At 29.5% G+C, this 14,092-nt stretch carries 14 protein-coding genes and 1 pseudogene; 14 read left to right on the top strand and 1 reads right to left on the bottom strand.

The window, feature by feature from the left end:
- The first annotated feature begins 80 nt into the window (after nucleotides 1–80).
- Entirely contained in the window at nucleotides 81–296 is a 216-nt protein-coding gene (locus AJN69_RS00455; protein WP_002788282.1) for a hypothetical protein, read from the top strand.
- Here the strand turns inward: AJN69_RS00455 and AJN69_RS00450 are convergent.
- Nucleotides 288–626 carry a hypothetical protein gene (locus AJN69_RS00450; protein ID WP_002788283.1) on the bottom strand — a complete coding sequence of 113 codons (339 nt, stop codon included), beginning with the start codon at nucleotides 624–626 and terminating at the stop codon, nucleotides 288–290. The genes AJN69_RS00455 and AJN69_RS00450 overlap by 9 nt on opposite strands.
- 59 nt (nucleotides 627–685) lie before the next feature.
- Here AJN69_RS00450 and AJN69_RS00445 point away from each other — a divergent pair, with 59 nt between their 5' ends.
- The 13 genes and pseudogenes from AJN69_RS00445 to AJN69_RS00380 form a co-directional block, all read left to right on the top strand.
- Nucleotides 686–6,412, top strand: coding sequence for a hypothetical protein (locus tag AJN69_RS00445; protein WP_070288011.1), 5,727 nt, complete (start codon nucleotides 686–688; stop codon nucleotides 6,410–6,412).
- Nucleotides 6,413–6,424: 12 nt separating this feature from the next.
- Nucleotides 6,425–7,294: a hypothetical protein gene (locus AJN69_RS00440; protein WP_070242871.1), complete on the top strand. Its 870-nt coding sequence runs from the start codon at nucleotides 6,425–6,427 to the stop codon at nucleotides 7,292–7,294.
- An 85-nt stretch (nucleotides 7,295–7,379) separates the two neighbouring features.
- The gene (locus AJN69_RS00435) at nucleotides 7,380–7,937 is read left to right on the top strand and encodes an HK97 family phage prohead protease (protein ID WP_002788287.1); all 558 of its coding nucleotides are present in this window, start codon (nucleotides 7,380–7,382) and stop codon (nucleotides 7,935–7,937) included.
- Nucleotides 7,938–7,953: 16 nt separating this feature from the next.
- Complete coding sequence (locus AJN69_RS00430; RefSeq protein ID WP_002788288.1) at nucleotides 7,954–9,120, top strand: phage major capsid protein; 1,167 nt, start codon at nucleotides 7,954–7,956, stop codon at nucleotides 9,118–9,120.
- A gap of 10 nt (nucleotides 9,121–9,130) precedes the next feature.
- Complete coding sequence (locus AJN69_RS00425; protein WP_002788291.1) at nucleotides 9,131–9,382, top strand: hypothetical protein; 252 nt, start codon at nucleotides 9,131–9,133, stop codon at nucleotides 9,380–9,382.
- Nucleotides 9,379–9,816 (top strand): phage gp6-like head-tail connector protein, encoded by a 438-nt coding sequence (locus AJN69_RS00420; RefSeq protein ID WP_070288013.1) that lies wholly within the window; start codon nucleotides 9,379–9,381, stop codon nucleotides 9,814–9,816. The genes AJN69_RS00425 and AJN69_RS00420 overlap by 4 nt, the downstream gene beginning before the upstream one ends.
- A 12-nt stretch (nucleotides 9,817–9,828) precedes the next feature.
- Complete coding sequence (locus AJN69_RS00415) at nucleotides 9,829–10,146, top strand: head-tail adaptor protein (RefSeq protein ID WP_002788295.1); 318 nt, start codon at nucleotides 9,829–9,831, stop codon at nucleotides 10,144–10,146.
- Nucleotides 10,143–10,775: a hypothetical protein gene (locus AJN69_RS00410; RefSeq protein WP_052775429.1), complete on the top strand. Its 633-nt coding sequence runs from the start codon at nucleotides 10,143–10,145 to the stop codon at nucleotides 10,773–10,775. Before AJN69_RS00415 ends, AJN69_RS00410 begins: the two co-directional genes overlap by 4 nt.
- Nucleotides 10,768–12,456, top strand: a complete 1,689-nt coding sequence (locus AJN69_RS10220) for a hypothetical protein (protein WP_251815247.1) — start codon at nucleotides 10,768–10,770, stop codon at nucleotides 12,454–12,456. The genes AJN69_RS00410 and AJN69_RS10220 overlap by 8 nt, the downstream gene beginning before the upstream one ends.
- 9 nt (nucleotides 12,457–12,465) lie before the next feature.
- Nucleotides 12,466–12,972 carry a DUF4376 domain-containing protein gene (locus tag AJN69_RS00395; protein ID WP_053872240.1) on the top strand — a complete coding sequence of 169 codons (507 nt, stop codon included), beginning with the start codon at nucleotides 12,466–12,468 and terminating at the stop codon, nucleotides 12,970–12,972.
- A complete protein-coding gene (locus tag AJN69_RS00390; protein WP_002801917.1) occupies nucleotides 12,969–13,433 on the top strand; it encodes a hypothetical protein in 465 nt (154 codons plus the stop codon). Before AJN69_RS00395 ends, AJN69_RS00390 begins: the two co-directional genes overlap by 4 nt.
- Nucleotides 13,423–13,794, top strand: a complete 372-nt coding sequence (locus AJN69_RS00385; RefSeq protein WP_070288014.1) for a DUF1353 domain-containing protein — start codon at nucleotides 13,423–13,425, stop codon at nucleotides 13,792–13,794. The genes AJN69_RS00390 and AJN69_RS00385 overlap by 11 nt, the downstream gene beginning before the upstream one ends.
- Nucleotides 13,791–14,092 (top strand): annotated as a pseudogene (locus AJN69_RS00380) (hypothetical protein); the annotation flags it as partial. The gene AJN69_RS00385 and the pseudogene AJN69_RS00380, both read left to right, overlap by 4 nt.

Raw genomic sequence — 14,092 nt, 5'->3', positions numbered from 1 at the left:
TTTATCGCCTTGCCCTTGCATTAGGAAAAACCATAGGCGAGTTAGAACAAAGTATAACACAAAGTGAGTTTAACGAGTGGATGTATTTCTTAAGCACCGAGCCTTTAGCAAGTGATAGAAACGAAATGCAAATGAGTATTTTACTTAATATGTTAGCTTCTTTTATGGGTGTAAAATCGACTAATGAAGACTTTTTATTATGCTCTCATTTAAAACATACTAAGCAAAATACTAACGAAAATCAAAAAATCGATATTAAAAAATTACAAGATGACTTTTTAAGTCTTTTAGGATAGATGATGATTTATTTCTATATTGAATTCTTTTTCGTTTGGATAATTTTGCAAAATTTGCTTAAATTCTTTTGTATAATCATCGCCAAAAGCATTATTTTTGATAGCAAATTCCAAAGCAAAAGCACTCATAAGCACACTTTTACCTTGCTTTGTTTTTATGAAATTTTCATGAGCTTCTTTAAAGGCGATAAGCTCTTTTTCGCAACTTTTATAATCATTAAGAAATTTTTCATTTTTAAATATTTTTTGGCTTTTGCTCCACATCAGAAAAAAGACAAAACAAATAAAAACAAAAGCAAAAAAATTAAGCTCTATATATGGAAAAAACATAATTTAAAAACTCCATTTTTTATCTTAAATTCTACTCAAAAAAACTAAAAGGAACATAAATGGCTAAAAATGTTAAAATCGGCGTTAGTGTAGATACAAATAGCGGTGTGGCGAGTATTGGAGGTTTAAATAAAAGTTTTAATCAATTAGGAAATGTTACACAAGCGACAAATAAATACATAAAAGATATAGAAAAGAGCTTTTTAGGACTTTCAAAAAGCGTAATTGACATGAACGCCCATTTAACACAAGCTTATCAGGGTTATAAAACTTTAGCACTTGATATAAAAAATTTTGGTAGCTCTTTTATAGAAGCAAGTAAAAGTTTTGAGACTGCAAAAACTCAACTTGCTTTTATAACAGCCACCACGCATTCAAATATTGATACCACAGGAAAAGCGATATCACAACTTGAAAAATGGAAAGCCGCTACAAAAAGCAGTGAAAAAACGTTTAAAGATTTTAATGATTTGCATACTAAAACAGGCTATTCTTTGCAGGATTTATCAAGTATGTTTCAATCTTTTGCCTCCACAGCTTTAAATAATATGAGCTTTGATGAAGCTAAAAAAGCTTTTGAAAGTATTATGATAGCAACCTCAAATACTTCCATGAGTGCTAATCAACTTTCAATTACTATGGATAGTTTAGGAGCTGGGGCATTTAGCGCAAGTGGAGATTTAAGAAGATTTGCTGAAAGTTTAGGTATTACAAATGATGCTATGAGCGAAGCAAAGAAAAATGGTAAGCTTTTTGATTTATTTATAGAAAAAACCAAAGAGTTAACAAAATATACAGACTACACAACGCAAACCTATGAAAAGCAAATGCAAAAATTTGAAGCTAATATGCAAATGTTACAAGCTGAAATTTCAAAACCTATTTTTGATACTCTTAAAAGCTCCCTTATAGATATAAACACTTATATTAAAGATAATGAAAAAGAAATTAAAGCGGGCATTAAAGCTATTACCGAATTTGCTACTTCTTTTAAAGATTTGGCTATTGGTGCAGGACTTGCTTATGTAGCTTTTAAAAGTTTTAATTCTTTTAAGAATTCATCTTTTTTTACAAGTTTTAGTAATGGTATTAAGAATGTTAAAAAAGATTATGATGATTTAGTAGAAAAGCAAAAAACAAGCCTTGAACTTATAAAGAAAAATGAGAATTTAAAAATTCAACTTCAAGGTCTTAAAGAAGCTAAAAACGACTTAGAAAAGCTTAAAGCCTTAATGCCAGATTTAGCTAATTATGCAAAATACAATAATAAAATAGACTTAGGATCGATAAATAAAGATGGAACTAAAAATTTAAGCGGTGTAATGATAGGAAGGGAAGCTTTGCTAATCGAACAAGGTGCAAGAAGTGAAATAAAAAGATTGCAAAAAGAAATTATAGACAATGAAGCACTTATTAATCAAAATATAATAAAAAGAAATCCCTTGTTAAGCACCATAAAAGGCACTATGAGTAATTTAGCAAATTCTGCTTTAAATTTTACAAAGGCTTTAGCTCCAACTGCTGGGCTTATAGCTTTGATGACTTTTATAGAAAAGCTTTATACGAATTGGGATAATTTTGACAAAGCTTTAGAAAAAACATCAAAAAGAAAGCTAGAAAACAAAAGTTCAAAAGAATTAGATGAGTATGTTAAAAATCTTAAAAGTCAAATGGATGCCTTAGAAGCAAATGGAAGTGTTTTGGGAGCTCAAATCACATCAAAATTAGATTTTTGGTATATAAAAGAAGGTGTAGAAAGTGTTTTAAAAGGCACTGATTATATGTTTGAAAGTGTTACCGGAAAACAGCTAAAAATGAATAAAGAAGCTAGAAAAGCTTACGAACAAATACAGGCAAATTTAAAACTAGCCGAAGAAGCCGCCAAAAAAGCAAAGGAGCAAGAATTTAAACTAGAAGCTATTGATAATCTTCCTGCTAGTGTTAGCAAAGCCATGGAAAGTTTGAAAGCTTTAAGGATACCGCAAAGCACAGAAGAACAAGCCGAAAATTTAAGAAAACAATATGAGCTTATCAGCGAAACCATACAACAAATCACGAATAATGCAAATTGGAATAAAGACTTAGCAAAATTAGAGCAATATAACGCTTTAGTAGCTCAAAGAACGCATTATGAAGAATATATAAATAAACAAGAAGAGCAAAGATTAAAAAAAGAAAAAGAAATCGCCAATCAAAAACTGGCAGAACGCATCAAAGAACAAAATGAAGCCTTAAAAGAAATTTCACAAATAGGCATGAGTGAATACGATAAAAAATTAAGCCAAATTAATGAAAAATTAAAAGCATGGAAAAAGTTAGGCATTGATAAAAACAAATTAAAACAAGCAGAAGAAAGCCTTAAAATTAATCTTGATCTAGAAAGTGCAAATAAAGACTTTGAAGATACTAAAAATTTAATGATTGAATTTTATGAAAGTATAGAAAATAAGCAGGAAGCTTGGGCATTAAAAGAAATTGAGCTAAGAGACAAATACAGCAAATTATTAAGTGAAAATCTCATCAAAGAAGAAGATTTTAAAAAGATGATAAAAGCCAATAAAGACGCTTATTTTCAAATGGGCAAAGACAGTAAAAAAGCCATGAGCGAAGTAGAAAAAAACTATAATCAAATGATAGCAAATATGCAAAAAACGATAGAAAGTAGCTTTTTTGATGTTATAAATGGGAAAATAAAAACCTTAAAAGATTTGTTTAAAGATTTAGGAAAAACCATTTTACAAGATTTTTTAAGTCCTTATATTTCATCACTTAGTGGCTTTTTATCTAAGGCAGGAGCTGGAGTATTGAGCGGTTTAATGCCTAATTTTGCTTTTGGTAATGTGAATTCACACTCACAAACAAATGCTTTTAGCTCAGTTGTTGAATTTGCTAAAAATCAAGGTTTAAATTTAAATAGTGATGGCAAATATCAAGGTGTGGTTAATGGTGTTGAGGTAGTCATGGATAAAACAGGCACCATAGAAAAAGGAAATAATGCTTTTAATAATGTGAGTAATATTATAGAGGGTGCAAGTAAATTAGATGGCATTATGAGTGGCGAATGGATAGATAAAGCGGGCGCCACTTATGATAAAGTTATGAATTGGTTTGGCAGTAGTCAAAATGCAGGAAGTGAAATAAGTTTTAGTGATGCTTTAAATGCGGATGGTTTTAGTGATTTTTTAAGTTCAAGTTCTGATATTAGCACTACTATTGAAAATTCAAGCACAAATATTATAGATAGTATAGGCAATGGCTTTAATTCTTTATTTGATAATTTACAAGGTTATATCAATTCAATAGGCACTTTTGGCAGTAATCTTTTAGCTAATGGCTCAGCTTATTTGGCAAATTTTTTAGGACTTGGTGCAAGCTTTACAAACGGTGTTTCTTTGGCGGGTATGGGATTAAGTGGTGCAAGTAATGCTTTATCTCTTGGTTTTGGTGGGGGCTTGGGCTATATAGGTGGCACTTTAGCTAATGCAGCAATGGGCGGACTTCTAGGTTATGGCATAGGAAGCTTAGGAGATTGGCTTTTTAAGGCTGATACTCACGCAGGAACAGGTGGTGCGATAGGTGGTGCATTAGGTAGTATTATAATGCCTGGCATTGGAACTATAGTAGGTGGGCTTTTAGGATCAGTCATTGGTGGTATTTTTGGAAAAACCAAAGTAACAGGAAGTGGCTTACAACTTTGGGAAAATATAAATTTTAGTGATTTTTTTACAAATTCTAATTTGCAAGGTTATGTAGACTATCAAAAGAAAGGATGGTTTAGTAAAAAAAGCTGGACAGAATATAATAATTTAAGTGATAAAAAAATCAAAGAAATCAATCGTGTTTTAGAAAATCAATACGCAACGCTTGTAAAATTAAATGCCAATTTAGATAAGTTTGAATTAGTAGCTGGAAAATACGCTAATAATTCTTTATTTGATACGGCTTTGCCTACTGCACTTTTAAAAAGCTTTTTAAATATCGATGATAAAAGCGAAATCGATGCACAAATTGTAGCAATACAAGAAAAGGCAAAAGCAAATAATATAAGCTATGCCCAGCAACTTTCTAATCAATTTGGTACTTTTATGCAAATGCAAACTAGCATTTTAAATCAAATTTATAAAAATGATCCAACAAAACAAGCAAAACTAGCTTATGATGATACTATGTATGCTTTAAAAACTGCGATGAGAAATGCCACAGGTGGATTTAGTCTTTTTGGATTAAGTGAAGAAAGCTTTAAAGATTTAGGACAACTTAGTGCCGAAGCACTTAATAAAGCTTTCAATGAGAGCTTAAGGCAAGATTTTAGCCCTGAGAATTTAGAAATTTGGCAACAATTAACACAAGCTTATACGCAAGCACAAGAACAAGTTAAAAATCTTTTAAATTCTATCATACAAAAAACACAAGAACTTATGCAAATCAATCAAAGCTTTTTAAGTGCTAATGGTATTTCAAGTAGTATTTTTGAAGTTAATCATCTAATGAATTCTTACGCAACCTTAATGAGCGGTTTAAAAGATGATTTAAATGATAGCGAAAAAGAAATGCTAAAGGATATTTTTAGTGCTAATGATAAGCTTTTAAGTTTAGGTTATGAGGGTTTAAATGAATTTTTAAGCACGGGTAATACTGAACTTAGAAAACAGCTTGTAGATATCATTACACAATTTAAACAAATAAGCGACAAACAAGGTGGTTTAATCTTTTCAAGCGAACATTTAAACAAACTCGCTGAGGTAGAAAAGCTTATTAATGCGTATGAGAATAAAGATGAAAACAAAGAAGCAGAACAAGTAAGGTTAAATGAAAATAATAAACTTTTAAGTAAATTAAATAGCGAACTTGGTATTTTAAGTTCTTTGGGTTCTTTTAGCACTAATTTAATCAATCAAAGCATAGCTACAAGCGAGAGCGTGGCGCTAAACTACGATAAAATTTTAAAACAAGCTAAAAATGATTTTAAAAATGGCAATCTTACAAGTTCAAGCTTTAGTGCCTTGCAAAACGCTGCAACGCAAAAAGCAAACGAGATCAAAAATCAAGCTTCAAGCTTTGCAGAGTATCAACTACAAATGCTTAAAATGGCAAATGAAATGAAAGATTTAGGTGGTGAGGCAGATTTAAATTCAATACAAGATAAAATAGAAGCCATTACAGAAGAAAATAAAAAATTACAAGAAAAGTTAGATCAAACTTTAAAAGACACTTCTAATATGACTTTAGAAGAGTTAAAAGAGTATAAAAAAACTCTCATTGCGCAAAGTGAAGCAGAAATTGCAAAAATGATCGAGTATTTAGGCGAAGAAAGCCCTATGGCTAAATATTTACAAGAAACGATTAAATCTATAAAAGATGGCGCCTCTCTTACAGAAACAACGCTTAAAAATTTAGAATATGCACTTTTGCAATATCAAAATAATCAGGCAAATATAGATAAAGATTTAAATAATGAGATTAAAAATCCTTACAAAAAAATGAAAGCTTTTGCAGATGGCGGGATAGTTACACGCCCTACAAATGCTTTAATTGGAGAGAATGGTTATCCTGAGGCTGTAATTCCTTTAAAAAATGGCAAAGGTTTAAAAATCGATGCAAGTGGAGTTTTTGAAAAAATAGGCATCGCTTTTGAAAAAGCTATTAATAAAGGTTTTAATTCTTTTGAAGAAAAACTAGACTTAATCGCTTCAAAAATTGACAATGTAGATAAAAGTGTAAAAAGAGCAAATATGGATTTAAGTATTTTAACTAAACAAACTAGAGAAATTGCAGAAAATATTTAATAAGGAAAGAAGATGACTATAATTAAACCTTTAGAATTTGAAGTTTTACAAAATTTAGCTAAAAAAGATGAAACGCCTTTATGGGATAAGGAAGTAAGTTATAAAAATAATGAAAAAGTGCAATTTAAAGGTTTTGTTTGGGTAAGCGCAAGTGATGAAGATACGCATGAAGAACCTGATGTGTATTTTGATAAATGGGTTAAATTTGCACCCATCAATGAAAATGCTTTTTTTGATGATGAATTAAATACTCAAACAAAATGTGATAAAGCTTGGAGTGTAAAATTGAAAGTAGATGGGGTATTTGATACTTTAGCATTTTTAAATTTAGATGTTTCAAAAATAAAGATAGAAACATTAGATGGCAAAATCATTTATGAAAAATCAATGTATTATAAAAAATCTAGCACTTGGTGGGAATATTTTTTTAGCAAATTTAAAGTCAATAAAGAAGATTTTGTGTTTTTACCTTATCCTATTAACTCAGAAATTTTAATAAGTTTTGAGCCTGCTAAAATAGGGTGTAATGTAGGACATATTTTAATAGGAAAAAAAGAATTTGCAGGTGTTACAATCTATCCTGCAAATAGCACTTATATAAATTACTCAAAAACTTCAACAAATGAATGGGGAGTAACAAATGTAGTAACTGGTAAGAAAGCAAAATACTTAGAATTTATAGTTGCTGTAGAAAAAAAAGACTTTGATTATTATGATGATTTAATAGCAGGACTTTATAATACTAAAGCCTTATTTATAGGAGATGAAAGCGAATTGGGCTTTAAAAAATTAACTACTTTTGGAATTTTAAAAGATTATTCTGCACCTTTAGAGGATCAAGATTATATGCAATATAAACTAAATATTCAAGGTTTGATTTAAAAAATAAAAAATATCTTCTAACACGCACTTTAACGCCTTAAAAATTTTCTAAAATCCTTATAAAACTTCAAAAAAGGATTTTAAAATGAGTTTTAAAAACATAAGAGCAGATACCGCAAGACTTAGAAGCGTTAGCGAAGAAAATATGTCTTTAAGCTTTGTCATGGTTTCAAATTCTAATGCTTGTTTGCGTTTTGATTGGGAGCTTGGGGACTATATAGAAGAGCTTGATGTAAAAGGTGCGAGATTTGAAAATCTTAAAACTCTTTTTAAAGATCATAAACCAAGCGTAGATAATGCTATCGCAAGAATTGAAAATATAAGAATTGAAAATAATGAGTTAGTTTGTGATTGTATCTTTGCCAAAGACGAAAAAAGCTTAGATATCTTTAAAAAATATCAAGATGGAATTTTAAGCGATGTGTCAATTGGTTATAGAGTTTTAAAGCAAGTTGTAGATAAAAAAAGTTCGCCTAAAAGGGTTCTAGTTACAGAGTTTGAAATTTTTGAACTCAGCGCTGTTTGGAAAGGTGCGGATAAAAACGCTAAAAAACGCTTTGAAGAAGATGAAGAAAAAAAGAAAATCAAAGCCTTAAGTGAAGCTAGAGAGCGAGAACTTAAACTTTTAGAAATATCAATTTAAACAAGGAGAAAAAACAATGCAAAAATTAAGACAAGAAATAGGAAATTTACACGAACAAATGGTGGCTTTATCAAATAAGGCTAAAAACGAGCAAAGAAGCTTTAGTGCTGAAGAAAACACAAAATACGAAGCTTTAATGCAAGATTTTGAAAGTAAAAGAAAAGAACTCTCAAGAGCTGAAGCAGAGCTAGAAAGAGAAAAATATTTAAATGAGGTTGTAAGCCCTGTTTTAGGACAAAATCCTAAAGGAGAGGATGAAGATTTAAATGAAGAAAATCATATGCGTTCTTTTGTGAATTATTTAAGAAATGGAAGCATTGACAATATTTTAAAAAGAAATGTTTTAAATGAAAGCACAGCAGAGCAAGGTGGGATTTTAGTCCCTACAACTTTGCAAAGTAAAATAAGAGAAAAATTAAATGATCTTAGTGTTATTAGAAAGATTGCTACAGTGCAAAAAAGCTCTAGCAATCAAATTATACCTGTTTTTGATGAGATGGGGGAATTTTCTTGGCTTGGCGAACAGGAAAGCTTTACTGAAGTTAGTGCTAAATTTAGTTCTTTAAGTATAGGTGCACATAAGCTTGGCGGTATTATTAAAATCAGCGAAGAACTCTTGAGTGACAACATTGCAAATCTTGAAAGTTTTATAGTGCGAAAAGCCGCTGAAAAGATTTCAAAAACAGAAGAATTAAGTTTTATTAATGGAGATGGAAATAAAAAACCAACAGGACTTAAAAATGCTAAAAAAGCGTTTACACTTGCTTCAAATCAAGGTATTACAAGCAATGATATCATAGATGCTTTTTTCAGTTTAGACAGTGCTTATCGTAAAAATGCCACTTGGCTTGTAGGAGATGAGTTTATGAAAGCTATTTATAAACTTACAGATAATGATAATCGCCCATTGTGGCTACCTGCTTTAAGTGCTAATGGCTATGACACAATTTTAGGTAAAAAGGTAGTTTATTGTTCTGGTGTTGATGGTTTTGGTGCAAGCAAAGTCCCTGCATTTTTTGGAGATTTTAGTTTTTATGAAATTTGGGATAGATCAAGTATGAGTTTTACAAGACTTAATGAGCTTTACTCTCAAAATGATTTAATAGGTATTAAAGTGCGTTTAAGACTTGATGCAAAGCTTATGGATAATTCGGCAGTTTGTAAAATTGTATGCCCTGCTTAAAGGATGGAAGATGAAAAAAGTAGTTTTCAAGTGTTGTTTAAGCGGTAATATTTTTTATAAAAAAGGTGATGAGGTTTTACTTGAAGATAGTGAAGCCTTAAGGCTCTTAGAAAAAGGCATTGTGGAAATCGTGGAACAAGAAGAACAAAAACAAAATACTGATGAAAAATCAAATACAGATAAAAAGCCACAAGAAGATCAAGAAATGCAAGAAAAGCCACAAAAACAAAACGAAAAAGAAGATAAAAAAGGTAAAAAATGAGATTAAAGGCATTAAAAGATAGCGAAAGAGAACTCATAGATATTCAAGAATTAAGAGATTTTTTAAGAATTGATAGCGATGTTTTTGATGCAAATTTAAAACAATTTTTAAAAGCTGGAATGAATGAATTTGAAACAAGAACCAATCGCATTTTAGCTTTAAATGATTATGAAGTTGAATTTTTTAATGAAAGGGTGATTTTAGCTCCTTTTAATGCTTTAAAAAATGCAAATTTTAAAGCCGAGTTTAAAACAAATGGTGGTGTGCTTTATGCAATAGGTTGTGGGAATATGATTGTAAATTTAGGTTTTGAAGAATTGCCACAAGACATAAAATTGTGGCTTAAAAATTATGTTTTAATGGCTTTTGATGGTGTGAGTATGCCTAAAATTTCAAGTGCTTTAATCACTCGCTACAAAATAGCTTATTTTTAAAAGGCAATGGCAATGAAAGCAAATGGATTTAAGCATAGAGTTAAAATTTACAAAAAAGAACAAAGCAAAAATGAGTTTTTAGAAAGCGATTTTACGCAAGATTTACTTTTTAAAGAAGTTTATGCAAGTTGTAAAAATCTAAGTGCGGATGTTAAAGAGTTAAATAGTGGCTTGTCTTTAGTCGCTACGCATGAATTTGAGCTTAGATTTTTAGAGCTTGATTTTTCTTATTTTCTAGTTTTTAGAGATGAAAAATATGAGATTGTAAGCTTGGAAGATGAAAGCCAAAACAAGAAATTTTTAAAAATAAAAGCAAGGAAATTTCAATGAATAAAATATCTTTCATTAATACTTTACCTAAAGCACCTGATATGGCTAATCCTGTTGATTTTGACAAGGATGCTAATAACTTTGTTAATGCACTTGTTCCTTTTTCAAAAGAGATTAATGATTTTATTAAAGATATAAATATATTAAGTGCTTCCTTGATAGAGCTAAACTCTAATATGATCTCTTATACTAATTTGGCTTTAGAGCAAATTGACAGTAAAACAAATATAAATATCTTAAAAATAGAAAATTTTTGCAAAGATTTTCAAAATGTTTTAGAGCAAAAAGCTAAAGAAAGATTAAAAGAATTTACCGATGAATGCCTAACCATAGTTGAAAACAAAGGCTATGAGATGATAGAAAGATTAAATGATAATGGCGTTGGAGCTGATTATATCGCTATTTCTCAATCTTTGGCTCATAGCTTAAGCTTAGAACGCTTTATTATGGAAAGAGGTTTTATTAAACTAAGAAAAGAAGAAGCCCTAAATTTAGATGATGTGAATTTGAGTTTAGAAGAACAAAGAAGAGATATAAACCTTGCTCAAAAAGCTTTAGAAAATATCACAAACATACTCTCTTCACAAAACGAAATTAATTTAACTTTAAAAGGAGAAAACAATGCTTGATAACTCAAAAATAAGAAGCACAGAACTTTATGCTACGCTAAGTCAAGCTACTAAGGATGTTACAGCCATAAGAGAGTGGCTTTATGCTTCAAAAGATAGGATTGATGAGCACATTTTAGAAAATTTAAATGCTTTTGATGAAAAAGTAAAAGAAGCTTTACAAAACTATGAAAACTTAAGCGATGAAAAACTTAATATGCTAAAAGAACTTTATAAAAAAGTGGTTTATCCTTTTGATTATGTAAGTGATGAAGAACCTACAATGCCCAATGTGAATGAAACTTGGTTTAAAACTGATGAGGCTAAAATCTTTAAATTTATTAAAAATCCACAAATCACTTTCTTACAAAAAGAAAGACCTAAAGAAAGAAAAATTAATGATATTTGGTTTAAGCCTATGGATGATGTTAATTTACAAGTAGGCGAATTTTATCTTTGTGAAAAAGTGTTAAAGAATGAAGCTTGGATAAACCCATCCTTGCCTGAGAATTTAGAACCTGCATTTAATCAAGAAGAAGCTCCACAAAATGCAACGCTTGGCGATATTTGGAAAAAAGGGGATGAATATTTTGTTTATATTAAAACCACAAGTGGCAATTCTTGGACTAGCCCTGAAAACCCAAGCGAATATACACCTACTTATGAAAGCGAAGAAGAACCAAGTGAGGCAAAACTTGGCGAAATTTGGAAAAAAGGAAATGAGTATTTAATCTATGCAAGAGTGACTAACGATACAGCTTGGATTTTAAAGTCTGATCTAGGGCTTGATGCTTTTATTTGGTTTAATGATATGAATAATATTTCTTATAAATTAGATTTCATAATGGAATTAATTGATTATACCATTTCTCAAAATAATCAAAGAAAAGAAAGTATTATAAATGCTACTAAAGAAATTGATAAACTTAATGCTGATATTAAAGATTTAAAAGAACAAATTTCACAAAAGCAAGAACAAGAAGAAGACGCAACGCAATTAGAAGAGCTAAAAGAACAAAAACAAAACGAACTTGTGCAAAAACAAAACGAACTTGAAAATTTGACAAAAAACCATCTTTTAGTCAATCGTGGTTTTTTAGATAATATAGTTAAACAATTAGATGTTAGAAATGAAATTAAAAATTACCTTTTAAAAAATGATTTTAATCAAGAAATAGCTAAATATATTACTTTAGCTACTAATCAAACCATTACAGGAGCTAAAGACTTTACCAAACTACCTACAAGCTCGACAAAAGCTACAAAAGATAATGAACTTGTAAATTTAGCGACTTTAAAAGAACAAGTGTCTTTGCTCGATGGTAGTGGGCTTTCTTTGAAAAATGCAGAACTTTTAGCATTGATAGGGTTTAATACCTATCTTGATGGAACTTCTTTACTTAAATCTCATTCTATGTCTAATAATGTGATATACACAAATACAACAGGAGAAAAAACACCTATTGCAATAAAAATTCAACAAATCGATAATGTAACCAGTCAAGCTAGTATTAGTATATACATAAATAATTCTTTAATAAAAAAAATAAATGCTATACAATACACTAATTCAACAAATAAATATATTCCATTAACACATTATGAAGGCATCTTGAAACCAAATGACACATATAAAATAGAATTGTTTAATATTGCTATGGATAAGCCAAATATTGAGGCAACAATTTTAAATGTCAAATAAGGAGAAAAAATGAAATATTTTATAGACAAAAACGATAATAATCAAATTTATGCTTATGAGGATGAAGTGAGCGATGAGCAAATTAAAACAGGTTTAACACCTATTAGCGAAGAAGAGTTTAATGCTTTAACAAGTCCTCCTAAAAGCGAAGAAGAGCTTTTAAACGAGGCAAAAGAGTTAAAAATCAACGAGATTAATACAAAAAAAGAAAATATTTTAAATGGTGGATTTTCTTTTAAAGGTAAAATCTATCAAAGTTCTAATGAAGATCAGTTAAGAATTAATGGAGCAGTAACCAATGCTCTTGTTAATCCTAATTTAATTCCTTATATTGATTGGATTGCGCTTGATAATTCAACTACAAGATTTAGCGTAGATGAGTTTAAACTCTTTGCAAGTAGCATGGCTTATTTTGTGCAAGAAACTATTTTTAAAGCAAGTGCTTTAAAAGAAAAAGCTAGAAATGCACAAAGCAAAGAAGAACTTGATTTAATTGTTTGGGAGAGTGAAAAATGAATAACTTAGAAAACAACACTAATGTTATTTTATTTGCAGGCAGTGCTATATTAGCTTTTTTTTATCAATTTTTAGCGTATTTTAAAATAGAAACAGCTCAAGTTATTGTTTTGCTCATTGTTTTTAGCTTTTCAGGTATAGCCTCTATGATTAAAACTTTAGCTCTAAGAAAAAATTTTAGAAATTTTTTAATCACAGATATTTTAAGTAAAACTTTAATGTTTTTTGTGCCTTTTATCTTAGCTATTATGGCTAAGCAAATCAGTGTTTTTTACTATCTTGTGGATTATTCTTTTAGCTTTTTAACCATAGGTGAGTTTTTAGCATTTTTAATCAGTGTCCAAAGCATTAGGAAAAAAGAAGATATTAAAGAAATGGACTTTTATAATCTTTTTATAGAAAAATTTAAAAATATAGCAAACAAATATTTAAAATTAGAAGGCGATAAAAATGAAAAATGAATTAAAAAGGGTTTGTGTAAAACCTTATGATAAAGATAGATTTGAAGTGATACAAGACTATGAGTTTATTTTACCAAATTACAAAGGCATTGTACCACAAGGTTTTAAAACTGATGGAGCGAGTATTCCACGTATTTTTTGGAGTATTTATCCACCTTTTAAAAGTGAGTATTTTAGTGCTTGTGTAGTGCATGATTTTTTATGTGAAAAAGCAAAATCAAGAAAAGATTACAAACTTGCTGATCTTGTTTTAAAAGAAGCAATGCAAGCTTTAGAAATAAATAAATTTAAGATTTTTGTTTTTTATTGCTCTTGTAATTTATTTCATCAGATCAAATGTTTAATAAAGGGGATAAGATGAGCGTGGATTTAAGAGAAATTGCCATAAAAACAGAAGAAATCAATAAAGATTTTAGTGAAGCTTTAGAAATTTTAAAAGAACTTTTTAAAAATGGAGTAAAACCAAGCGATGAAAGTATTAAAAATGCTATAAATGAAGTTTTAACAAGTTTTAACTTTATAAAACAAAGTGAATTAAAAGAAAAACTAGAAGCTTTACTAGAAGAGCTTGACATCAATGCAAATATCAATGAAGAGAGTTTAAAAGAAGTTGTATTAAAAGTTGTTTTAGAAAATCAAGAAAGTTTAAAAGGTGATAA

It is taken from the genome of Campylobacter sp. BCW_4338 (genome assembly GCF_001763255.1).
GTDB classification, from domain to species: Bacteria; Campylobacterota; Campylobacteria; order Campylobacterales; family Campylobacteraceae; genus Campylobacter_D; species Campylobacter_D jejuni.
Note: the sequence above shows the minus strand (reverse complement) of the source record. Positions and strands in the feature narration are given on the sequence as shown.